A 21,093-nucleotide genomic window follows, 5' to 3' on the forward strand; every position below is an offset into this window, starting at 1 on the left:
CAATGAAACAAGAATCTTGGTTTAGCTTATCCATAAATTGTGTTTCTTTATCAACATTCTATAAAACCTAAACTTGAAATAGGCTCTTTAATTAGGAACAGGGACCTAAGAGGAAACATAATTTGTTGAAGAGAGTACAAAAGATTATCTAATGTTTTTACACAAAACTGACAATTTACTGTTTTATTCTCTTTTCGGGTTTAATCTGTTTAAAATAAAGGGGAGGTAAAAATGCAAAATTTTCAAAATGGACTTCAAGGCTTGGGAATCGATCCTTTTCAAGTTGGTATGCTAGCACCAATTAATCCACAGAGCCTGGATATGCGCCTGTATGGTGGGATGCATTGTGGAGGTTTTCGCTGCGGAGGTTTTCATTGCGGAGGTTTTCACTGCGGAGGTTTTCACTGTGGGGGCTTTCGTTGCGGCGGTTTTAGCTGCTTTAACTGTGTCGGCGCTGTTGTTATTTAAAAATTTCCGGAAAAATTTTTTGAAAAGATGTGTCCCTGCAAATCTCGCAGGGGCATCTCTTTACAGTTTATTATATTGGACAAAGAATCGTACATAAACAGATAATTCGCTAGTAGTAACTTTGGTTGTTGCTCGTTGTCGTTGCCGATAGTTGTAGAATATCCGAAGAAAAAAGCACCCCTTTTTGAATTGCCCCGTACAAAGGATGCCTGCATCTAGTTATTTCGTTTGGCTTTAACTTTCTTTTTTTGAAATCAATATCCTGCCACTCTATTTTTTTCCATTACCTCTTGAACTGAATGTAATTTTTTCATTATTCTCTCTACATTCCTGATGGAAGGGTATAGATATTCATTATTGTGCTTCCTTCAGTGAAATAAAATATGTATGAAATGAGACTTCAGGAAAGAGGGTTAGAATAAGCCCCTCGAGGATGATTATAACATTTTGAGACACGAGAACCGTCCCCATGTTTCATAATTCCTAGTTGACAGGTAGGGATAATATGAATTATAATCCTGTTAATTAGAAAAACGGAAATGATCGTTTAAGGAGGGGACGCGGGATGAAAGAACAATATCCTGTTTTGGCTGGAGCGGAGTCATTTTTTATAGAAGGGAACGATACTGGTATCTTAATTTCCCATGGATTTATGGGCACTCCTCAAAGTGTGCAATACTTGGGACAAGAATTTGCCAAACTTGGTTATACGGTTTATGCCCCAAGGTTAATAGGTCATGGAACACATTATCGGGACCTAGAGAATACTACGCATCATGACTGGTTTTCAGCTCTGGAAGCAGGTTACAAGTTTTTAAAGGAACGCTGCTCCACTATTTTTGTCATCGGTCAATCGATGGGAGGGGCATTAGCACTCTGGCTGGCAAATAAATATGCAGACATAGAGGGAGTCGTTACCATAAACGCTGCTTTAAGTTTACCAGACTATGAATATTTGGTTGGGAAATCAAAACCAAGATTTCTTCCTGAGGGTTCGCCGGATATAAGATTACAAGGTGTTCATGAAATAACCTATAACAAAGTCCCGCTTCTGTCCATTCATGAACTCCAAGCGCTCATGAAGAAAACACCTGATATCATCCCAACGATCACACAGCCTATCCTTTGCTTTAAATCGCTCGAGGATCATGTAGTTCCTCACGAATGCACAGATTATATATTCAACCATATTGGTTCTACTCATAAAGAAGTGGTGACACTTTATCATTCTTATCATGTGGCATCGATGGATTATGACAGGGATGAAATCATCAAGAGCTCACAAACATATATAGAGAAAATTATTGAAAAAAAAGTTTTAGTTTAGACTATAGTGACCGTTGTGGATGGTTCTCGATTAATGATGCACGAGAACCGTCCTCGTGCATTAATTTGTAGTTGACAATGATGGAAAATGCTGATAAATTATAATTCAAAGTTACCCAATCGGAATAGTAAAGGTTCGATCAGTCTACTGAAGGCCTTGCAATGTTGAAATCACATGATTAAACATTGCAAGGCCTTTTTGTCTACATTAACTAAATATAAGGGGTGTTTTAAGTGGGGAACCTTCTAAGGAAAGCGGTGGAACAAAGGCGGCAGAGATTAATAGATAAATTGATTGCTTTTAACGTTTATAAGAAAGCTGATAAACATCTTTTTGAATTATCACTTACGGAATTGGAGAATGAATATAGGCGATTTATACAAACCTGCCATCCACATACGAATCTAGGGTTAATCAAATGGCATAATAAATATGACCGATCAGGCATCTGAAGGTCCTTAATTATTATTAGAGTTAGGGGCCTTTTTATTTTTAAATTTTTAAAAAGAGGGAGCAGATATTGATGACAAACATTTTAATTATTTCTGGAAGTCCAACGAGCGTTTCACGTACCGCCGCCGTTGCTTCATTTATCGACCGCATCCTAGTTAAAAAGGGAACAAAGGTAGAGCACCTGTCCGTTAGGGACCTGCCCGCAGAAGCATTGCTTCACGCACAGTTTAGCCATCCAGAAATCAATAAAGCCCAAAAATTGGTGGAGGATTCGGATGCATTGATTGTAGTAAGTCCGGTCTATAAAGCAAGTTACCCCGGGATTTTAAAAAGCTTTTTTGATTTGATTCCTGAGAAAGGCCTTGCTGGCAAAACAGTGCTGCCGATTGCATCGGGTGGTACCCTTGCACATCTATTAACACTGGAATATACATTTAAACCCTTATTTTCAACATTGGGAGCACGGGAAATTCCACAAGGTGTTTATATAGTGGACGCACAGATTAGCTATACAGGTGATGAAATCAAATTTGTCGATCCGCAACTCGAAGAACGGCTGGCATCAGCAGTACTGGAATTGCTGGAGAAGGTAGTGGCCATTAATTAATACAAATTTTTGGATACCAAAAAAGAATTTCTTGGAGGTATACCAATGAAATCACACGTAAACAAATTCATTTTAGTCATCTTAATCCTGTATTTATTTTTATTAATTGCCTGGACTAAACAGCACGCAACAACAAAGACCATCCCGAAAAACGTCGAAGCTACTATATTAAATATCAGCAACCAAAATCTTGGTTTAGGCTGAATTTGATGAGAATAGGAGGTATTTAAATTAAATGCAAAAGAACACCATAAACAATCTGGATTTATCATTGTCAGCCGAGAATAACAATTTAATAACAAACCATTTTTTAAATCTTCCAGACCTTCACTTCTTTCATAAATGCAACCAGCAATACCGTATTAATCGCGGGGTGTATAACATGATTGATGATTGGTTTTTCGAATATGGTATTGTTCAGATTGCACCTAGAAGGATTTTTATATTAGCATTTCTGGATTTTGCCTACCAGGAAAATAAAACCCAATCAACTAAATTTTTAAGATTTGGTCATGGAGGACTAATGAAAAAACTAAATGACTTCATTAAAAATCATGAGAAGGGTTCCTACGGACAAAACTGATGAAAAAAGCAGAGGAAGTGTCCGTAAACAGGGTTCCTACGGACAAAACTGATGAAAAAAGCAGAGGAAGTGTCCGTAAGCAGGGTTCCTACGGACAAAACTGATGAAAAAAGCAGAGGAAGTGTCCGTAAGCAGGGTTCCTACGGACAAAACTGATGAAAAAAGCAGAGGAAGTGTCCGTAAGCAGGGTTCCTACGGACAAAACCGGTGAAAAAAGCAGGGGAAGTGTCCGTAAGCAGGGTTCCTACGGACAAAACTGATGAAAAAAGCAGGGGAAGTGTCCGAACCAAGGGTCGCTTCGGACAAAACCGGTGAAAAAAGCAGGGGAAGTGTCCGAACCAAGGGTTCCTACGGACAAAACCAGTGAAAAAAGCAGGGGAAGTGTCCGAACCAAGGGTCACTTCGGACAAAACTGGTGAAATAAGAAGGGGAAGTGTCCGAACCAAGGATCGCTACGGACAAAACCGGTGAAAAAAGCAGAGGAACTGTCCGAACGAAGAGCCCCAACAACAAAAACCGCCGATCGTACAAACGAAGGCCTGCCTTTACAACTCAAAAGGTAGGCCTTTTTATATAAAAAAATAATGTAAAAAAGGGAGACGATTGTAATGAATAATCAAAAGCGTCAAATGAATTTAGGGGCATTTTTTATGATTCCAGGCCATCATGTAGCATCTTGGAGGCATCCTGAAAGTCCCACAGAACAGATTCTATCTTTCGATTTATATAGGGAACTGGCAGAAACAGCAGAACGCGGCAAATTTGATATGATCTTTTTCGCAGACGGTTATGCGGTAAATGACCGAAATGGCGTCGGCATTGAGCAGAGCGTCAACGTAAGACCTGATCCGTTAACACTGCTTGCCTCACTAGCAGCAGTGACTAAGCATATTGGCTTGGCAGCCACTGCATCCACAACCTACAATGAACCTTTTCATCTCGCACGGAAGTTCGCAACTATTGATCATCTTAGCGGAGGGCGTTCTGCCTGGAATGTGGTGACATCCTCAAGCGAGGAAGAGGCGCTGAATTTCAGTAAGGAGCATCATCTGCAGCATGGGTTGAGGTACGAACGAGCCGAAGAATTTGTAGACGTGGTCAGGAAGCTTTGGGATAGCTGGGAGGATGATGCCCTACAAATCAACAAAGAATCTGCGAGATTTGCTGACCCCAATCTTGTGCATCACTTAAACCATAAGGGTAATTGGTTTTCCATAAAAGGACCATTAAATATCTCAAGACCAGTCCAAGGACATTCGGTGATAATCCAAGCAGGCTCTTCGGAAGCAGGAAAAGAACTTGCGGCGAAGACGGCAGAAGTCATTTTTACAGCTTGGCAGACCATCGGTGAGGCGCAAGCCTTTTATCAGGATGTAAAAGGCCGGTTAAAGAAATATGGCCGAACGGAAGACTCTTTGAAAATCATGCCAGGTGTGTTTCCGGTCATCGGAAGAACAGAGAAAGAAGCAAATGAAAAGAAACAGCAATTAGTTGAATTAATTCCGGAAAAAGTCGGAGTAGGGCTGTTGTCATCACTTATTAGCTTTGATTTATCGAGCTATCCAGTAGATGAGCCGCTGCCAGAATTACCAAATATCAACGATATAAACGGAGCAAAAACAAGATTCCAGCTCATTAAGGATTTAGGAGATCGAGAGAATTTAACGATCCGTCAATTATATCAGCGCGTGGCGGGTGCAAGGGGACATCGAGAGATTAAAGGAACACCTGTTCAAATCGCGGACCAGCTGCAGGAATGGTTTGAAAATGGTGCAGCGGATGGCTTCAATATTATGCCGCCGTATCTGCCAGGCGGCTTGGAGGATTTTGTTGATTTGGTCATTCCAGAACTACAGAACAGGGGACTGTTCAGAGAAGAATATACGGGACGAACATTACGAGACCATCTGGGCCTAGAAAGACCAGCTAATCATTTTGAAAAAATAAAAGGAGACTACTATGACACTATTAGAAATTAACCAATTAAATAAAACCTTTGTAAAAGGAAGGGATGTGACTCATGTTTTAAACAACATTGATTTACATGTCAAAAATGGTGAATTTATTACGATTATCGGGCCAAGCGGCTGCGGAAAAAGTACTCTCCTAAAAGCAATGGCGGGATTGGATATAGAGTACTCAGGTGAAATCAAGTTAGATGGAGAAAGGGTGACCGGTGCAAGCATCAGGCAAGGTGTTATTTTTCAAGAACCTCGACTGTTTCCTTGGCTGACGGTTGAAAGGAACATTGCGGCTAGCCTTCCATTAACAAATAGTGAAGTGAAACAGAATGTAGATAAGCTAATCAAGCTTGTCAGGCTGGAGGGATTTGAAAAAGCGTATCCAAAGGAACTATCAGGCGGTATGGCGCAGCGAGTTTCGATCGCGAGAGCCTTACTGAGAAAACCAAAAATTCTCCTGCTGGATGAACCCTTTGGCGCATTAGATGCGTTTACTAGGTCGCATATGCAGGATGCGCTCTTGGATATTTGGAAGGAAGAGAAAACGTCGATGGTCTTTGTGACACATGATATTGATGAAGCGATTTACTTGGGAAATAAAGTCATCATTATGAGTGCACGGCCTGGTACGATTCAAAACATAATCAACATCGATTTGCCATTTCCACGAAAAAAATCAACCAAGTCCTTTCAAGAGTTTCGGCAGCTCGTGTTAAGGGAATTCGAAAAAGTGGAAGAGTTAGAGTTAATCGATAGCGCCGGAATTTAAAGGAGGTTCAAAAATGAGTAACCAATCAGCGATATCTTTGGATAAAGTAAACTCCTCAAAAAAGAGAGTTTTAAAAAGTAAGAGAGACCTAGGCAAGGTAACCATCATGTTAAAAGGATTTATTTTTCCAATTGTCATTTTGGTCATTTGGGAACTGACAGGGGCTTGGGGCCTGATATCCCCGACTTTATTGCCAAGACCCAGCGCGATCCTTACAACCTTTATTGATTTAGTTTTAACTGGTAATTTAATTGAGCATTTTAAAATTAGTTTATGGAGGGCTTTAGGTGGTTTCATATTAGGCGGGACCCTCGGACTGTTGGTCGGAGTGGCGGTTGGTTTTAAAAAGAATATTGAACAAACGGTAGATCCGACCATCCAAATGCTTAGAACCGTCCCTACATTGGCGGTCATTCCATTGTTCATATTATGGTTTGGGTTTGGTGAGGTATCGAAAATATTATTGATTGCAAAAGGGGCATTCTTCCCGCTCTATGTGAACACATTTTTAGGTATCAGAAGTGTAGACTCAAAATTGTTTGATGTGGCAAAAGTATTGGAGTTTAATCGCTGGCAGCTGATTACACGATTGATTTTACCTTCAGCGCTCCCAAACATACTATTAGGATTGCGATTGTCCATAGGCGTTGCGTGGCTGGCGCTGGTTGCGGCCGAATTAATGGGCTCCAGTGAAGGAATCGGCTATCTCATCATGGACGCACGGCAATTCTCGCAAACATCGATTGTGTTTGTAGGGATTATCATTTTTGCTGTATTTGGTAAAGTTTCAGATTCCATTGTGAAAGTATTCGAAAAAAGACTATTAAAATGGCAGGATAATTTCAAGGGGTAACGGGGAACCTTTGGTTTTAATCCGACTAATCATATATGTTTAAATGGAGGTAATTAAATGTCCAAAAAATTAGTGCAATATTATAGCTTACTAGCCGTCATTATTTTACTTTTACTAAGCGGCTGCGCAGCATCGTCTTCAAATTCTGAAACTTCATCAAAGGCTGCGAATAAGGAAATTGTTGTGAACATAGGGGTTCAAGGGAAAACAGGAATCCTCACTTATGCAAGAGATCATAAATACTTTGAAAAAGCATTTGAAAAAGAGGGAGTAAAGGTTACATGGAATGAGTTTGCAAGCGGACCGCCGCATTTTGAGGCATTGGCTTCAGGCCGGCTGGATTTTGGGTCTGTGGGAGGTACACCAGTCATTGCCGGGCAGTCAGGGAATGTCGATTTTAAGGCCATTGGTGTTACAGCTGATGGGAGAAAGGGAAACTCTATTTTAGTACCGAAAGGAAGCTCCATTAAAGAATTGAAGGATTTAAAAAATAAGAAAATAGCTGTCGCAAAAGGGAGCAGTGCTTATAACTTTTTATACATGGCATTGGATCGTGCCGGCTTAACCGATAAAGATATCGAGATTATTCAGCTCCAGCCGGATGAAGCGCGGCCGGCATTGGATAATGGCTCCATTGATGCTTGGTCTGTGTGGGAGCCATATGTGACGACTGCAGTTTTTCAAACGGGAGCAAAGGTATTAGCATCAGGAGAGGACTTGAATATAAATGCACCTAGCTTTCTGATTGCAAGAACAAAATTTACCGAAGAACACCCCGATTTAACCGTCTTATTTTTAAAAACATACGAAGAGGTCCGCAGGCACTACGTCGAAAACCTTGACGACGTAGCAAAGGAAATAGCGGAATCCCAGAAGGTGGACGTGAAAATCATTCAAACGGTTCTGAAAAATAGTGACCCTATTTTGTCTCCGGCAACAGCTGAATTTAGCAAAGCACACCAGGAGCAGGCTGACTTTTTATATTCTGTTGGCGGTATAAATAAAAAGCTGGATACGTCCAAAGTAATTGAGAACAAATTTGTAGAGAAGGCGTTGAAGGAATTAACAAACAAATAGAGTGAATGAAAGTGTTTCTATCATATAACTAAAATGTATATTATGGCAGATAGGGGCTCCTCAAAAGCCCCTTTAAACTTATTTCCTATTTATCAGTGTGGGGGTAATAAAATTCCCACGGATTGAGTTCACTCTATCTGAAAGTTTGCAAACCTCTATTCTTTATTACATTAGAACGGCTCATTGAGGCCTTTGAAGCTAGTCGTTTTTTGAGGAAGGAATACAAATTTCCGATCACTAACCCGATGTACAAATAAGTCAATCCTCCAAAAAGTCCATAAATGAGCGTTCCCGCCACTGCCGTGAGGATACCGAATATCACTTGATCTTTATCTTTTCCCGGCGATGTAGGCGGATCTGTAAGCATAAAAAAGCCAAAGAAGAGCGTAGCATTGATAAAAGGTGGACGGAGGGCATCCGTTTCGCCTCCAATATTGAAATAACCGATAAGGAGCAATAGTAAAAAAGATGTACCAAAAAATGCAAAAATCTGAGGGTACTTATTTACTCGGTTAGTAATGGCGTATCCTCCCATTAGAAGAAACGCTATCGTCCAAGCGGGAAGATCTCCGAATGCCCCCCACCAGCTTTGTCCAGAATGAAAAAAAAGGACAGATAAAAGCAAACCAATGGCTGCAGGATTAAAGATTGGCTTTTTCTTATAGACCAGAAGATACTTGGATAAAATGGCCATAACAGCCGTTGCTGTAATGACTCCTACAGATGACGTTGTACTTAAGATTAAGGAAATAATTAACCCAGTAATAATGGCACTATCTGGCATGCTCCATTTTCTTTTTTTCACTGTACGACAAAGAATGTCCACGATGACCGAAACGAAAACAGCCACAAAAGCATTTTTAATACCCATTATATCTTTAGACCCAATTGAGGCTATCAACAGGTAAATAATCAAAGCAAAGGTCACATAACCTTTTGGTGTTTTAAGCCATTTCTTTGCTGTCATTTTGTGTTCCTCCAACTCTCACAATTTGTAAATCAGATGTAATGAAAAGTCCCCTTAAGCCAACTCTTTCGATTAATGTCTTTCCTTTTTCGCGACCAAACAAAAACGCCGTGGTTGAAAAGGCATCCGCCAGCATGGCAAAAGGCGCAATAATGGTGGAACTGACGCAATCATTTGGAGAATATCCCGTTTTTGGATTGATAATATGATGCATCCCGGGAATGTTGGTATTCTTTCGTTCATAACTTCCAGAGGTACAAACTGCTTCATTCGAAATTTCAATCACATCAATAATTTGATCTTTTTTCATGGGATGTTGAATTCCTACTTTCCATGGGCGTCCATTCCAATCCATTCCTCCGGCAAACAGATCTCCTCCTGCATTAACCATGAAACTTTCAAAATCTCTTAGTTCATTAGCAGCCAAATCGATGGCAAACCCTTTAGCAACCGCACCTAAATCAATCACAAGAGGTTTGTTTAAATATAATGTATGGTCATGTTCATCTAAAATAATATCCCTAAATGTAGCTGTGGAATCGGCAGAAGGCGTTTCTATGGATTTACCGGTTAAATAATGTCGATTATATCCTTGCTCCTCCATGGCTTTTCCAATGGCAGGATCAAATTCACCATCCGTCCATTTAGCCATTTCCAACGCAAACTTCAGAGGTTCAAATAAAAACGGGCTGATTTGTACCGGTTTTTCAATAACCCGGCAGGCAGTCATTAATTCACTGTCAGGACTAAATCGACTGCAGGCCTGTTCTACTTTCCGGAACGCTTCAAAAGCCCTGTCCACTTTTGTTTCAACCAGCTCTTTGGTTACTGTTCCATTCATCACTACCTGTATTTCTACAACTGTATCCATAAATAATTTCGCTTTTTTCATTTATTCTCCTAACTATTTTGAGCTTGATAGAGTGCGTCTTGAACTGCGTCTTGAAAAGCTTGGGTACTGTATGTTGCCCCTGAAACATTCGATACTTGTGCATTTTGATTTTGTAAAACTTCATCTGGCAGCCCGACGACATCACTTTCAGAATAATGCATAGCAAAATCGCTAATTTCAACATCCGTAATTTTATCGTTTTGGATTGTTACTGCGACTTCAATCGAACCGCGTCTATTCTCTCCCATGCCCGTAAAGGTACCATTTTTATATAATGATTTTTTTGGCTGATTTTTGGATTCAGCCACACTTGGGTTATCTGCATTTGTTTGAATATTGATAGGGGGATGTTGTCTCAATGTCGTTTTCGTCGCTTCAGCTTCCGTAGAAAAATAACCGGTGGCGTAAACAGCAGCAACCGCCGCTGAACACAAAACGACCCACTTTCGATCCATTTTAGCCATTAAAAGTCCTCCTAAATTTTTCTTTTTGGTTTTTAATGATTAACATTAGTATAATGAGGCAATCTTAAAATTCTCTTAGAAAGATGAAAATTCTTTCCAATAAAAATTTTTTGTAGGGAAGTTCCAAAAACAAGAATGTTTCTAATAAAAATTAAATACTTCTTTGATAAAATATATAGTTAAAATCATTGTTTTAATTTTTAGAATAAGGAATAAGGTGAGATTATGCACATTTTAGTCATAGAGGATGATTCGGCTCTTCGAAAAATCGTATCAACAATCTTAGAAGAAGAAGGATACGAGGTGGATCAATCTGCAGACGGAAAAGAAGGGTTATTTATGTCCCAATCTGGGATGTATGACTTACTTATTATTGACCTCATGTTGCCGGGTTTAGATGGAATTTCACTTATTAAAGAGCTGCATGCGAAGGGGATGAATGTTCCAACCCTCATTTTAACGGCAAAAGATAGTGTTGCAGATAAGGTAAAGGGTTTAGATGTCGGAGCAGATGATTATTTGGTAAAGCCTTTTGCTACTGAGGAATTTTTAGCAAGAGTAAGATCCGTCCTTAGGCGTGCGGGAAAAATTGGCCTTGAGGGCAAAATTATCTATGGTGAAATCACTTTGGATACGAACCTATTGCAATGTTCAATTGGGGAGAATACGTTAAAGTTAACTAAAAAAGAATATGAATTACTTTATTATTTAATACAAAATCAGGAAAAGATTCTCATGCGTGACCAAATTTACGATCGTGTTTGGGGGATTGAATCTGATGCGGGAGAGTCGGTTGTTGATGTGTATATCCACTATTTACGAAAAAAATTAGCACCTTTTGGATATGGCGAAATCATTCGTACCATACGAGGTGTAGGCTATATGCTTACGGAGGAATAAGATGTTTGAAAAGACAAGGCAGCGATTAGTATTATTGAATTCCATTGTCCTCTTAATCATATTAGGCAGTTTTGGAACATTCCTTTATTTTTATATGGAATATCGTTTAAATAGCCAGGTAGATGAAACATTACAACATGCTAAAAAACATATTACCAGAGAGCACAAAGGTGATATGTCTAAATTTATAAAACCTGAAGAAAATGACGATGATCAACGGACGATTTTCCTTTTTTGGGGAAAAAACGATATCCTTCAGGCTGAAATCCCTAAAAATATATTTTCAAAAAAGGTTAAAGCTGAACTGTTAAAAGAGAGAAATTCAGAGTCAACAAGTACCGTTCATATTGGAAGTTTCTATTATCGAACGATTAACATTCCAATTCATAATTCAATAAGCATCAATGGCAGTACAAAATATGTTGAAAGAATACAATTAATTTATAATTTGAAACGTGAAAGAGAAATGTTGGAACATCTTTTAATATTTATTGAATTTGGAAGTGTAATAAGCGTTGTTGTAGCCATTCTAGCAGGGTTCTTTTTAGCAAATAGAGCATTAGTGCCAATACAATTGGCATGGAACAAACAATCTCAGTTTGTTGCAGATGCCTCACATGAATTACGTACACCTCTTGCTGTTATGAAGCTGAATTTGGAACGTTTGTTTCGGCACCCTAAAAGCAGTATTGAGGAAGAAAGTGAAAATATCTCACAATCTATTAGTGAAATTAAGTATATGACGAAAATGATTTCCGAGCTTCTTACATTAGCGCGATCTGATTCTAATCAGCTGGAGATGATCTTTAGTACAGTTCAATTAGATACCTTATTAAATAAAGTGGTTCAAGACTTTTCGGAATTGGCCAAGCTAAAAGGCATAAACCTGATCTCTAATATCCAAAGTCCAGTAGAAATTTTAGGAGACAAGGAAAGGCTTTATCAATTATTTATGATTATTTTAGATAACGCATTGAAATATACTCCCGATAACGGGCAAATTACCGTTCAATGCAATGTAAAAGGATCTAATGCCCATATTGTCATTGCTGATACAGGGGAAGGGGTCTCTAAAGAAGACCTACCTTTGATATTTGACCGCTTTTATCGAGGTGATAAAGCGAGGACTAGAAAATATGAAGGTACAGGTCTTGGACTTTCCATTGCCAAGTGGATTATTGAATTACATGGCGGGAAAATCCGTGCAACGAGTGAAATGGGAATGGGGACGCAAATTATTATGCATGTCCCTCTTAACAAACGGCATATCTGAACTCACTGTTCCCGTCGGAAGAACGAATAAATGATGGTTCTTTAAGGAAAAGTATAATAAAAAAATTAGTACAAACTTTTTTCCTTATATATGTAGAAAAATAGAAGCGCTTATCGACGCTTCTATCCTTAAAATGAGTCGTTACAATTTTGATTCTAAGCTTAGTACCCTCTCATAAACTGTGTACCAACGATAATCAATAGGACGAAAAGTACTACGATTAAAGCAAAAGATGTGCCCATTCCATGTCCGTCAGACATAAATGTATCACCTCCTTTTATCTAAGGGATAGTACATGCTATGCTGAAACGAGTATGAGTGAAATGGACAAGCATGGAATTATACTGACATAATAATATTTTTGTGGATTAATTCGAAACAACAAAAGATAGGATAAAACCTCTCACACGCTTCATAATAAACCTTGAGGATGTGAAACGAATGGACAAAGAAGAGGTAGTCATTGAGGAATTAAACACATTATTAAGAGGAACCTATATGGGAATTCACGCTTTTGAACATCATATCCAAAAGCTGGAGGAAACAGCCATAAAGCAGAAGTTTCAGTCCCTGCAGCAAGAGGCGAAGCAATCGACCAAAGTTCTCGCCGAACGGATTCAAAATTTACACGGAGTTCCCGCAGATAGTGAAGGAGTCTCAGGCAAGCTGAAAACCTACATGCATAAGATGATGGTCCCCAATGAAACAGAGGGGATCATCCAGGATGCTTTAAAGGGAATGGAGCAATATGGCGTTGAGTATTCAGAAGAACTCGTAAAGGGAGACCTGGACCCCGAAAGCAAACGCATCGTCGAAGAAGTGATCAATACAAACCGCAGGATTGCACAGGAGTTACGAGAATTGCTGCATTAAGTGATGCATGGGGACGGTTCTTATGCATCACTTTTCAACCACCTTCGGACAAAACTGGTGTAATATCCAGAGGAATTGTCCGAACGAAGGGTAGCTTCGGACAAATCTGCTGAAAAAACTAGGGAACTGTCCGAACGAGGGGTATTTTCGGACAAAAACGGTTAAAAACAAAGAGGAATTGTCCGAAAAAGGTTAACAAAAAACAACAAAAACCCCCGATTGTACAAACGAAGGACTGCCTTATACAAATCAAAAGGCAGGCCTTTTTAATTAAAAAAATAAAGGAGACGATTGTAATGAATAATTAAAAGCGTCAAATGGCTCTAGGGGGTGTTTTTTATGATCCCGGGCCATCATGTTGCTTCTTTGTTGCATATTAATAGAAGCATTTTAATTATCATTGACTAGAAAATATGTAATCTTTCATTTTCCCAAATGTATATAATGACCAGTTTTCGAGACGAGATTAGTAAACAAATAACCATGAGGAACAAATCAAAATAGAACTGTATCCCGATTATTGTTGTGTTAATGATTAGGGTGCAGTGTTAAGCCGCCTTCGCTTTTTTAATCTGCAGTTTGCAGACCGTACAATAAGATACAAATAAATTTAACAAATTTCCCCATAACCTGTTAAAATGAAAACATATACTACTAGTGAAACTCAAATGATGTTAACCCGGTGGATTGCCCAAGGAAAATGTGAAGGTGATAGGGGAGATATATATTGAAAAAGAGGTCAAGGTTGCGCAGACGTATTCGGGAATGGCTAAATAAAAGACGAGTGCGGAAAGAAGAAAACCCGCTCCCTAGTTTTTCAAACCGTAGTATAAATGACCGTCAGCAGCAATTAAATAAGCCGGAAGAATTGTCTAATGATTAACCAACTAACCTAAGGAAATGGCGGATATCAGCTCTAAATAAAATAGGTCCAAACAAAAATGACGTGTGCTAATACACGTCATTTTGAGTTCTATTAAGAAATCATGAATGAAAAATTAAAAAGGTAAAGTGTATCCTCCACCCATTGGTTTGACATTAAATTTGACCTAATAAAAACATGAACTTCTTTTCATAAAAAACATTTTTTTGATGAAATTTACCATCCTCCAAAAACAACTAAATAAACATCATGCCGCCGCACATCATGCCGCCACACATCATGCCGCCACACAACATGCCGCCGCACATCATGCCGCCGCACATCATGCCGCCGCAAGGCATACCGACAAATATTCGCGGGTCCTGACTCCGAGGATCCATAGGTATTAACGGACCAACGTGGAAATTACCCATTCCCAAAGTTTGAAGTTCATTATGAAAATTGAACATTTTTACCTCCTCTGTATATTTAATAATTAGGTTTTACTGACACTTAACAAGAGATTTGAATGAAGAAATTATGTCAGCAATGTGTTATTAAGAGATACTACGTGTACTCTCTTCAACAAAATATGATTACAATTAGGTGTTTGTTACTAGTTAAAAAGCCTATTTCATGGTAAAAGTATCATAAAATGTTGTGTCTGGAAGCAACGATGGCGGCTAATTTTATTTAACTTGTTTTATTTCTTAACGAAGGAAACTTGTCAACTTTATCCTTGGAGTTCATATGAACAAGAATAAATAAGAATGTATTTAGGACAAGAAATTAGGGGAGAAAAAATATGATAAATTATAACAATCGTACATTTGTATCAATTGATAATACTGCTAACGGCGAAGTATCTTCAAAAACAACTTTTAGATATAAGCAAGAAGGGAAAATTATCTCAGCATCGTACAGTGGAGGAGAAATCGTCAAAGGATTACTAATTGGTATTGTTAATGAAGATGGTTGTTTAGAGTTTAGGTATAATCACATTAATATAAAAAATGAAATTAGAGGAGGAGAATGTTTTTCAACTCCTGAAATCCTGGCTAATGGGCGAATTAGGCTATTTGAGAAATGTAAATGGCTTGATGTTGAAAAAACTGTTGGAAATTCAATTATTGAGGAAGTTGTAATATAAATTCAATAGTTATTATTAAACAGACGGGGCGATTGTTCAATAAGGGCAGTCGCTTTTTCACTAACGGAGCAATTTAATTTAAGTGTAATTATTCACAATCTGTATTTTTAAATGTCCTTTTCCTCCACACAAAAAGAATCACACCAGATGAAAAAGGAGAATGAATTCATTATGAAATCATCCCCTTATAGTTTGAAAATGCTATAGTGATATTACTCCTCAATTACTAGCTAAACGTTTTTCAAAATCCGCCTTAAACAACAGAATAGCATCAATATTTATAGCAAAATCGTGGTCACTGATATTAAAATTAGTTAAAAACTCGTCAGACCTCTCACGAACCATAATTGTCGGACGGATATTGTCCCCAATAGTGTCCTGAGTTACACCACTTCCATAAATATACCAGTTAGTTTCAGTAGGCTTATTTGCTGCATTTTTAGATAAGTCATTTTTTATGATTTCACATAAATTATCCATAAAATCTTCATTAAGATTAATGTTTTTTCCATATTCACCATCAACAGTTATATCAGCATCTCCATACCAAATATTCCTGCTTGTTCGCTTTCCATCATTTGAAGTGTAAGTTTCATCAAACAAAATCTTCATTTTCATTACCACCCCGTTAAAATACAATTTCTTCACAATTATACACCAATTAGAAATTGTTAAATAGCTTGCTGTTAGTCTCACTAAACTTGTAAGAGTTAGGCAAGCTAACTTCATAGTAAGGTTCCTCCTAAAGTTGTGAGTTGGAGTGGTGTCTATACTCATATCTTACTGAGTAGCCCTATTTTTTCAAAATCGAAAAATAACGATCTACAGGAATGCTAAAGGGGTTAGTTTAAAAACAGGACATTCAATATACTATGTAGAACATAATATGATGACGTTGTATAAATATTTAGAAAAAACAGTATATAAAAATTAGGAGTGTCGGTTATGGTTCATGCAAAAGATGTTTTATCGGATCAGTTGTTGGCAAATGCTAATGATCCTAGTTGGTACATACCATTTTCAGATTCAGTAGAAAGATTGTCTGAGGAACATGCATTTTGGAAGCCAAACGAAGAAAGTAATAGTATTGCTGAAATTGTGCAGCATCTACTATATTGGAATCAAACATGGCAAACAAGGTACCAAAAATCTCACGTTGATGCTGTGCTTCCCATAGGAAATAATAATAACAGCTTTATTATTCCTGAAAATCATACTTTTGCTAACTTAAAAGAACAACTATTAGAGGTGCTTTTACATTGGCAAGAGTTATTAACTGAAGAAAAAGTTGAGAGTGATGTTAATGGTTTTCCTGGAAACGTGAAATGGTGGGCAATAATCGGAAATGTGTCAACTCATAACGCATATCACATTGGTCAGATCATTTATATCCGGAAGTTGCAAAATAGCTGGAAAATAGATGCAGGAGAAGATGAATAAATAAAAGTTGCACTAGCACCTACTTGAACTTAAGGGTGCAAGAGTTGAAGATCTAGGCTGTCATTATGGCGGCTTATCTTATTGTGCTAACGGGTGCTTGAGTTTAACAACGGAGGTAGCTGAAGCACCTCCATTTCTTATTGAACAAAAGAGCAGGTTTGTTTTAGGTGAATAAACAATTTTTTAAATAAATAAGAGTGCGGCGGACCACTCAACATAATCACTCTTGAGATTTAAAAAAATCCTTTTTTTATCGCTCTCCTATTGCTATATTGACTTATCTTTCTACCAATTCTAGCTTCTCACCATTCGGACCTTGGAAAAAGGCGATTTTAACTGTATCATTTAAAATGCTTCGAGGTTCTTCATCTACTAATTTGACGCCTGCTTCTTTAAGGCGTACGAGTTCAGCTTCAATGTTTTCAACAGTAAAGGCCAAGTGGTTCACGATTCCTTCGTTTTCCACCTTGCCGCCGTAGACAAGTTCAATCTCTACACTCTTCTGCTCTGGAAAAAATAAAAAGGCAAGCTCAACAGTGTCATTTAACCACTCTCTATTTCTTAATTCTAAACCGAGGATGTTTTGATAGAACGCTAAAGACTCGTCCATGTCATTGACCATAATTCCCACATGTTCCATTTTCACAATGCATTCCTCCTAACGGAAATAGTATGTATCGTACTTTTATAAAATAGTCTTTATTTGACAGTACCAATAGTGAAAAATGTAATTTTTATATGTAGGAAATTTCTTTTTCAAGTAATGGGGAGGATCGTTTAATAAGAAATGATGCTGTACACCAGTCTTCTCTTGATTATTCAACAAATAGGGATTGGTCGTTGATGTTGGGGGAAAACTATCCCCGTCTGTGGGCAGGCGAGGACGGTTTTTGTTTTTTTAAACCTCGGGATCTATGTACTTTACAATTTGCTCGCAAATTTTATGAGTAAGCAGGAAATCCTCAATAGAGGGTTTGGGCTGCCCAGCGAGCAAAATAAAAGTGTCCCTCCGGTAAAAATAAGCCACTTATTTTGCCCGTGCAACCCAAGAAAAGAAGACCACTCTAGCTTCTTTGTATGTATTTTTCAGTAGTCTCGCACGGTTCTCATGCCTCATTTAAAGGCAGGTGTTTCTCATGAGAAAATGGGTTTAGATAGTACTATTGTATTAATCTTATTTGGAAATGGGGATTTGATTGGTGTTTTCCTTAGTATTAAGTATAAGCGAAGGCGGTCCAACCAAGCTGCCTTCGCTTTTTTTCTATTCAGTTTGCAGACCGTCGAAGAAATTTGTTGTCTATTATTCTTAAGTATCTTGGTCACTTTTATATTCTAAAATGTCTCCAGGCTGGCATTCTAATGCTTTGCAAATAGCCTCTAAAGTGGAAAAACGAATCGCCTTGGCCTTTCCATTTTTCAAGATAGAAAGGTTTGCCATCGTAATTCCGACCCTCTCCGAAAGCTCCGTTACGCTCATTTTCCTTTTAGCCAGCATCACATCAATATTAATTATGATCGACATGGTTTTCACCTCACACTATTAGATCATTTTCAGATTTTATATCAACCACTACTTTTACAAGTTTTTGGAGGACGCCAACAAAGGTTGCGATTATGCTTGAAGCAAAAGTGAGCATAAATCCCAAGCTTATAATACCAGTTATGTCTTCACCTGTACCTGCACTCAAAATAACTACAGAAATTATTCCAGCTCCAATAAATGCGATGATGGTAATAGTACAGCGTTTGATTACCTTCAATGCCCTTAATGATAATTCCGTGAAAGCATTGTTTTTATCAATGTAAACTAAAAGTTTAAATGCTTGATACAACGCGATGAAAAAGGGCGTAGAGAATAAATAAGCAGCTAGTAAAAAGGGATATTGCAAGTAAGCAGTCTCTGGATGCGCTTCTGCATCTCTACTGGCTATCTCAGGCAGCAAAAATATACACAAACCAAGTACCACCATTCCGATCAGAATAATAACTCCCTTTAGGAAAAAAGTTGCCCATCGGTTCATAAAAAACACCTCACAAATGAATTGTAATACAAACCTAGACCGTTAAGTCATTTTCAGATTTGATATCAATCGCTTCTTTTAACAGTTTTTGAAGAACAGCTGCAAAGACAGCGATCACCATGGAAGCAAAAGGTACAACCATTCCGACAAAGATGACACCAGGGGCGTCGTCTTTCTCCGCAAAGAGATAGAAGAGCGGCAAGACTAGCACATGTAAACAACTGATGGTTATGGCACAGTATTTGATATTCTTTAATGCCTTTACAGATAATTCGGAGAAAGCAATATTTTTGTCAATATAGCGTAATAGTTTGAAAGCCTGATACAAAGCAAAGTAAAAAGGGATCGCAGATGCGTAAAAAACGATGGAGACGAGATATTTTATAGAAGCAAACCCTGGAAGCAATTTTGTAGCAAGTTTCCCTAACTCAGGAACCAAAAATATGCACAAAGCAAGAACTGGGATTCCAATAAGAATAACAGCTATCTTTAAGAAGAGTGTTGATACCTGTTTCATAAACAGCACCTCACATATTTATTGTTAATGTGAATGTAACATGAAATTTATTGATTATCAATAAATTTTTATTTTTTATTATGATATTTTTGCTGTTATAAATACATAGTTTTTAAAGCTTGCTCCAATATTTTCTTAGTATCATCATGATATTTATAGAATTAGCATTTTTTGGAATATAATAGTATTGTTTGAAACTATTTAGATTTTGGAGAAATAACGATGGCGAATATTTTATATTACTTGACCTTTGGGATCGTTGCGTTTTTTTTTACCATTTTTATATTCATGCTTTTTGGCTGGCGTTGGATCATGAAGCGGATGGTGAAGCAAATGGGAAAGATTATTTTAACAGACAGTTATCAAGAAAATGTGATGGAATTGATGCCCGGTCTCCGGCATATGGGCATTCAAAATATGCTCGAAAATAGCCTGCGGGCAGAAACAGGCGATGTTCTCCACCGTCCGCTTGGCTCATCAAAGAAATGGCCGCATTTAGATTCGATTACCTTTATACCTGCCCAAACATCACCCTTTCCGATTGATAGTGAAGAAAATGTTGATGTAGAAGTAACCATTGGGCCCCAAGCAAAAAAACCGATGAAAATAAAAATCCCGTTAATGATCAGCGGCATGGCCTATGGGATTGCACTCAGTGAGGAAGTGAGAGTTTCATTGGCACAAGCGGCGAATAATGTTGGAACCGCCATTAATTCTGGTGAGGGGGCCGTTTTGCCTGAGGAACTCAATGTCAGCGGAAAATATATTTTACAGTTTTCCAAAACAGATTGGTCAAAGGAGGAAGAATTAATTAAGCAGGCCGATATGATCGAAATTAAGTTGGGACAAGGCGCATTATTCGGCACAGGCGGGAAAATCTCTCCTAATAATTTAACGGGTCGTGCCCGTGAACTGATGGGGTTAAAGGAAAACGAGGATGCCGTGATTTATGATAATTTTGTTGTAGATCAAACGCTGGATGATTTGAAAGAACTTGTTGATGAGCTTCGGAGTATAACAGGTGGTGTTCCCATTGGCGTAAAAATGGGGGCTGGCGGGAAAATTGAAGAAGATATTGATCATTTAATCTATATGGGTGTTGATTATATTGCAGTTGATGGAGCACAAGCTGCCACACTCGGTGCCCCCCCTATTTTATCTGACGACGTTGGAATCCCAACTCTGCATGCGATTGTCAGGGCTGCTAATCATCTAGAAAAGAGAAACATGAAAGGTAAGATTAGTTTAATTGCTTCTGGAGGACTTCTAGTACCCGGGCATTTTTTAAAAGTGCTCGCCCTTGGAGCAGATGCAGTATATGTAGGCTCCTCTATGTTATTTACTGTTTCACATCCGCAATCATTGAATGCCCTTCCGTTTGAACCGCCAACACAAGTTGTTTGGAATCAAGGGAAATACAAGGATACATTTAAGATTGAAGAAGGGGTAAAATCCGCAGAGAAATTCTTAACATCGTGTACAGAAGAAATCAAGATGGCATTAAGAGCAATGGGTAAGCGTTCTTTAAAAGAGTTATCAAATAAGGATCTGGTATCCTATGATGAATTGACTGCCCAAATGGTGGGAATTCCGTTTTCCTTTGATCCATGGGAAGAAAAACAATTGGAGAACTGAC

General features: G+C 38.3%; 27 protein-coding genes. 17 read left to right on the forward strand and 10 right to left on the reverse strand.

Annotated features, from left to right (window positions below; genetic code table 11):
• The first annotated feature begins 231 nt into the window (after positions 1 to 231).
• From KHA99_RS20415 to KHA99_RS20460, 10 genes are all read left to right on the forward strand, one after another.
• Entirely contained in the window at positions 232 to 468 is a 237-nt protein-coding gene (locus KHA99_RS20415) for a heterocycloanthracin/sonorensin family bacteriocin (protein ID WP_213119321.1), read from the forward strand.
• A 565-nt stretch (positions 469 to 1,033) separates the two neighbouring features.
• The gene (locus tag KHA99_RS20420) at positions 1,034 to 1,795 is read left to right on the forward strand and encodes an alpha/beta hydrolase (protein WP_213119322.1); all 762 of its coding nucleotides are present in this window, start codon (positions 1,034 to 1,036) and stop codon (positions 1,793 to 1,795) included.
• Positions 1,796 to 2,028: 233 nt separating this feature from the next.
• Complete coding sequence (locus tag KHA99_RS20425; protein WP_213119323.1) at positions 2,029 to 2,247, forward strand: Fur-regulated basic protein FbpA; 219 nt, start codon at positions 2,029 to 2,031, stop codon at positions 2,245 to 2,247.
• A 71-nt stretch (positions 2,248 to 2,318) separates the two neighbouring features.
• Positions 2,319 to 2,855: an NADPH-dependent FMN reductase gene (gene ssuE / locus KHA99_RS20430; protein WP_213119324.1), complete on the forward strand. Its 537-nt coding sequence runs from the start codon at positions 2,319 to 2,321 to the stop codon at positions 2,853 to 2,855.
• A gap of 45 nt (positions 2,856 to 2,900) precedes the next feature.
• Complete coding sequence (locus KHA99_RS20435; RefSeq protein WP_213119325.1) at positions 2,901 to 3,059, forward strand: hypothetical protein; 159 nt, start codon at positions 2,901 to 2,903, stop codon at positions 3,057 to 3,059.
• 31 nt (positions 3,060 to 3,090) lie between these two features.
• A complete protein-coding gene (locus KHA99_RS20440) occupies positions 3,091 to 3,438 on the forward strand; it encodes a hypothetical protein (protein WP_249366791.1) in 348 nt (115 codons plus the stop codon).
• Between the two features lie 608 nt (positions 3,439 to 4,046).
• The gene (locus tag KHA99_RS20445) at positions 4,047 to 5,417 is read left to right on the forward strand and encodes an LLM class flavin-dependent oxidoreductase (protein ID WP_213119326.1); all 1,371 of its coding nucleotides are present in this window, start codon (positions 4,047 to 4,049) and stop codon (positions 5,415 to 5,417) included.
• Positions 5,398 to 6,168 (forward strand): ABC transporter ATP-binding protein, encoded by a 771-nt coding sequence (locus KHA99_RS20450; RefSeq protein WP_213119327.1) that lies wholly within the window; start codon positions 5,398 to 5,400, stop codon positions 6,166 to 6,168. The genes KHA99_RS20445 and KHA99_RS20450 overlap by 20 nt, the downstream gene beginning before the upstream one ends.
• Positions 6,169 to 6,181: 13 nt before the next feature.
• Entirely contained in the window at positions 6,182 to 7,021 is an 840-nt protein-coding gene (locus KHA99_RS20455) for an ABC transporter permease (protein ID WP_213119328.1), read from the forward strand.
• Between the two features lie 57 nt (positions 7,022 to 7,078).
• Complete coding sequence (locus KHA99_RS20460) at positions 7,079 to 8,098, forward strand: aliphatic sulfonate ABC transporter substrate-binding protein (protein WP_213119329.1); 1,020 nt, start codon at positions 7,079 to 7,081, stop codon at positions 8,096 to 8,098.
• A 133-nt stretch (positions 8,099 to 8,231) separates the two neighbouring features.
• On the opposite strand, the gene KHA99_RS20465 is transcribed toward KHA99_RS20460, so the two are convergent.
• The 3 genes from KHA99_RS20465 to KHA99_RS20475 are packed head-to-tail and all read right to left on the reverse strand — an operon-like array spanning position 8,232 to position 10,421.
• Positions 8,232 to 9,065, reverse strand: a complete 834-nt coding sequence (locus tag KHA99_RS20465; RefSeq protein WP_213119330.1) for an RnfABCDGE type electron transport complex subunit D — start codon at positions 9,063 to 9,065, stop codon at positions 8,232 to 8,234.
• Positions 9,043 to 9,957 (reverse strand): FAD:protein FMN transferase, encoded by a 915-nt coding sequence (locus KHA99_RS20470; protein ID WP_213119331.1) that lies wholly within the window; start codon positions 9,955 to 9,957, stop codon positions 9,043 to 9,045. Before KHA99_RS20470 ends, KHA99_RS20465 begins: the two co-directional genes overlap by 23 nt.
• Positions 9,958 to 9,965: 8 nt before the next feature.
• A complete protein-coding gene (locus KHA99_RS20475; RefSeq protein ID WP_213119332.1) occupies positions 9,966 to 10,421 on the reverse strand; it encodes an FMN-binding protein in 456 nt (151 codons plus the stop codon).
• Between the two features lie 225 nt (positions 10,422 to 10,646).
• On the opposite strand from KHA99_RS20475, the gene KHA99_RS20480 reads away from it, so the two are divergent.
• Entirely contained in the window at positions 10,647 to 11,321 is a 675-nt protein-coding gene (locus KHA99_RS20480; RefSeq protein WP_213119333.1) for a response regulator transcription factor, read from the forward strand.
• A gap of 1 nt (position 11,322) precedes the next feature.
• Positions 11,323 to 12,594 (forward strand): sensor histidine kinase, encoded by a 1,272-nt coding sequence (locus KHA99_RS20485; protein WP_213119334.1) that lies wholly within the window; start codon positions 11,323 to 11,325, stop codon positions 12,592 to 12,594.
• Between the two features lie 161 nt (positions 12,595 to 12,755).
• Here the strand turns inward: KHA99_RS20485 and KHA99_RS20490 are convergent, their stop codons facing one another.
• A complete protein-coding gene (locus KHA99_RS20490) occupies positions 12,756 to 12,854 on the reverse strand; it encodes a YjcZ family sporulation protein (RefSeq protein WP_213119335.1) in 99 nt (32 codons plus the stop codon).
• Between the two features lie 181 nt (positions 12,855 to 13,035).
• Between KHA99_RS20490 and KHA99_RS20495 the strand changes: the two genes are divergently transcribed.
• Both KHA99_RS20495 and KHA99_RS20500 read left to right on the forward strand, forming a co-directional pair.
• Positions 13,036 to 13,467 carry a DUF2383 domain-containing protein gene (locus tag KHA99_RS20495; protein ID WP_213119336.1) on the forward strand — a complete coding sequence of 144 codons (432 nt, stop codon included), beginning with the start codon at positions 13,036 to 13,038 and terminating at the stop codon, positions 13,465 to 13,467.
• Between the two features lie 727 nt (positions 13,468 to 14,194).
• The gene (locus tag KHA99_RS20500) at positions 14,195 to 14,350 is read left to right on the forward strand and encodes a hypothetical protein (protein ID WP_213119337.1); all 156 of its coding nucleotides are present in this window, start codon (positions 14,195 to 14,197) and stop codon (positions 14,348 to 14,350) included.
• 236 nt (positions 14,351 to 14,586) lie between these two features.
• On the opposite strand, the gene KHA99_RS20505 is transcribed toward KHA99_RS20500, so the two are convergent.
• Complete coding sequence (locus KHA99_RS20505) at positions 14,587 to 14,799, reverse strand: heterocycloanthracin/sonorensin family bacteriocin (RefSeq protein ID WP_213119338.1); 213 nt, start codon at positions 14,797 to 14,799, stop codon at positions 14,587 to 14,589.
• A gap of 335 nt (positions 14,800 to 15,134) precedes the next feature.
• On the opposite strand from KHA99_RS20505, the gene KHA99_RS20510 reads away from it, so the two are divergent.
• Positions 15,135 to 15,479, forward strand: a complete 345-nt coding sequence (locus KHA99_RS20510; protein ID WP_213119339.1) for an avidin-fold protein — start codon at positions 15,135 to 15,137, stop codon at positions 15,477 to 15,479.
• A 219-nt stretch (positions 15,480 to 15,698) separates the two neighbouring features.
• Here the strand turns inward: KHA99_RS20510 and KHA99_RS20515 are convergent, their stop codons facing one another.
• A complete protein-coding gene (locus tag KHA99_RS20515) occupies positions 15,699 to 16,208 on the reverse strand; it encodes a hypothetical protein (protein WP_249366792.1) in 510 nt (169 codons plus the stop codon).
• A 216-nt stretch (positions 16,209 to 16,424) separates the two neighbouring features.
• Here KHA99_RS20515 and KHA99_RS20520 point away from each other — a divergent pair, with 216 nt between their 5' ends.
• Positions 16,425 to 16,919 carry a DinB family protein gene (locus tag KHA99_RS20520; RefSeq protein ID WP_213119340.1) on the forward strand — a complete coding sequence of 165 codons (495 nt, stop codon included), beginning with the start codon at positions 16,425 to 16,427 and terminating at the stop codon, positions 16,917 to 16,919.
• 277 nt (positions 16,920 to 17,196) lie between these two features.
• On the opposite strand, the gene KHA99_RS20525 is transcribed toward KHA99_RS20520, so the two are convergent.
• From KHA99_RS20525 to KHA99_RS20540, 4 genes are all read right to left on the reverse strand, one after another.
• The gene (locus KHA99_RS20525) at positions 17,197 to 17,559 is read right to left on the reverse strand and encodes a VOC family protein (protein WP_213119779.1); all 363 of its coding nucleotides are present in this window, start codon (positions 17,557 to 17,559) and stop codon (positions 17,197 to 17,199) included.
• Between the two features lie 666 nt (positions 17,560 to 18,225).
• Positions 18,226 to 18,441, reverse strand: coding sequence for a helix-turn-helix domain-containing protein (locus tag KHA99_RS20530; protein WP_213119341.1), 216 nt, complete (start codon positions 18,439 to 18,441; stop codon positions 18,226 to 18,228).
• A 10-nt stretch (positions 18,442 to 18,451) separates the two neighbouring features.
• Positions 18,452 to 18,940 (reverse strand): DUF2975 domain-containing protein, encoded by a 489-nt coding sequence (locus KHA99_RS20535; protein ID WP_213119342.1) that lies wholly within the window; start codon positions 18,938 to 18,940, stop codon positions 18,452 to 18,454.
• Between the two features lie 34 nt (positions 18,941 to 18,974).
• On the reverse strand, positions 18,975 to 19,457 hold the full coding sequence (locus KHA99_RS20540) for a DUF2975 domain-containing protein (RefSeq protein ID WP_213119343.1): 483 nt from the start codon (positions 19,455 to 19,457) through the stop codon (positions 18,975 to 18,977).
• Positions 19,458 to 19,679: 222 nt separating this feature from the next.
• Between KHA99_RS20540 and KHA99_RS20545 the strand changes: the two genes are divergently transcribed.
• Positions 19,680 to 21,092 carry an FMN-binding glutamate synthase family protein gene (locus KHA99_RS20545; protein ID WP_213119344.1) on the forward strand — a complete coding sequence of 471 codons (1,413 nt, stop codon included), beginning with the start codon at positions 19,680 to 19,682 and terminating at the stop codon, positions 21,090 to 21,092.
• Position 21,093: the final 1 nt, after the last annotated feature.

Origin of the sequence: Neobacillus rhizophilus (genome assembly GCF_018343535.1) — a bacterium.
GTDB classification, from domain to species: Bacteria; Bacillota; Bacilli; order Bacillales; family Cytobacillaceae; genus Neobacillus; species Neobacillus rhizophilus.

Coding starts and splice junctions, on each gene's coding strand:
- KHA99_RS20415 (WP_213119321.1), top strand. CDS start 232: ATGCAAAATTTTCAAAATGGACTTCAAGGCTTGGGAATCGATCCTTTT.
- KHA99_RS20420 (WP_213119322.1), top strand. CDS start 1,034: ATGAAAGAACAATATCCTGTTTTGGCTGGAGCGGAGTCATTTTTTATA.
- ssuE (WP_213119324.1), top strand. CDS start 2,319: ATGACAAACATTTTAATTATTTCTGGAAGTCCAACGAGCGTTTCACGT.
- KHA99_RS20435 (WP_213119325.1), top strand. CDS start 2,901: ATGAAATCACACGTAAACAAATTCATTTTAGTCATCTTAATCCTGTAT.
- KHA99_RS20440 (WP_249366791.1), top strand. CDS start 3,091: ATGCAAAAGAACACCATAAACAATCTGGATTTATCATTGTCAGCCGAG.
- KHA99_RS20445 (WP_213119326.1), top strand. CDS start 4,047: ATGAATAATCAAAAGCGTCAAATGAATTTAGGGGCATTTTTTATGATT.
- KHA99_RS20450 (WP_213119327.1), top strand. CDS start 5,398: ATGACACTATTAGAAATTAACCAATTAAATAAAACCTTTGTAAAAGGA.
- KHA99_RS20455 (WP_213119328.1), top strand. CDS start 6,182: ATGAGTAACCAATCAGCGATATCTTTGGATAAAGTAAACTCCTCAAAA.
- KHA99_RS20460 (WP_213119329.1), top strand. CDS start 7,079: ATGTCCAAAAAATTAGTGCAATATTATAGCTTACTAGCCGTCATTATT.
- KHA99_RS20465 (WP_213119330.1), bottom strand. CDS start 9,065: ATGACAGCAAAGAAATGGCTTAAAACACCAAAAGGTTATGTGACCTTT.
- KHA99_RS20470 (WP_213119331.1), bottom strand. CDS start 9,957: ATGAAAAAAGCGAAATTATTTATGGATACAGTTGTAGAAATACAGGTA.
- KHA99_RS20475 (WP_213119332.1), bottom strand. CDS start 10,421: ATGGCTAAAATGGATCGAAAGTGGGTCGTTTTGTGTTCAGCGGCGGTT.
- KHA99_RS20480 (WP_213119333.1), top strand. CDS start 10,647: ATGCACATTTTAGTCATAGAGGATGATTCGGCTCTTCGAAAAATCGTA.
- KHA99_RS20485 (WP_213119334.1), top strand. CDS start 11,323: ATGTTTGAAAAGACAAGGCAGCGATTAGTATTATTGAATTCCATTGTC.
- KHA99_RS20490 (WP_213119335.1), bottom strand. CDS start 12,854: ATGTCTGACGGACATGGAATGGGCACATCTTTTGCTTTAATCGTAGTA.
- KHA99_RS20495 (WP_213119336.1), top strand. CDS start 13,036: ATGGACAAAGAAGAGGTAGTCATTGAGGAATTAAACACATTATTAAGA.
- KHA99_RS20505 (WP_213119338.1), bottom strand. CDS start 14,799: ATGTTCAATTTTCATAATGAACTTCAAACTTTGGGAATGGGTAATTTC.
- KHA99_RS20510 (WP_213119339.1), top strand. CDS start 15,135: ATGATAAATTATAACAATCGTACATTTGTATCAATTGATAATACTGCT.
- KHA99_RS20515 (WP_249366792.1), bottom strand. CDS start 16,208: ATGAAGTTAGCTTGCCTAACTCTTACAAGTTTAGTGAGACTAACAGCA.
- KHA99_RS20520 (WP_213119340.1), top strand. CDS start 16,425: ATGGTTCATGCAAAAGATGTTTTATCGGATCAGTTGTTGGCAAATGCT.
- KHA99_RS20525 (WP_213119779.1), bottom strand. CDS start 17,559: ATGGAACATGTGGGAATTATGGTCAATGACATGGACGAGTCTTTAGCG.
- KHA99_RS20530 (WP_213119341.1), bottom strand. CDS start 18,441: ATGTCGATCATAATTAATATTGATGTGATGCTGGCTAAAAGGAAAATG.
- KHA99_RS20535 (WP_213119342.1), bottom strand. CDS start 18,940: ATGAACCGATGGGCAACTTTTTTCCTAAAGGGAGTTATTATTCTGATC.
- KHA99_RS20540 (WP_213119343.1), bottom strand. CDS start 19,457: ATGAAACAGGTATCAACACTCTTCTTAAAGATAGCTGTTATTCTTATT.
- KHA99_RS20545 (WP_213119344.1), top strand. CDS start 19,680: ATGGCGAATATTTTATATTACTTGACCTTTGGGATCGTTGCGTTTTTT.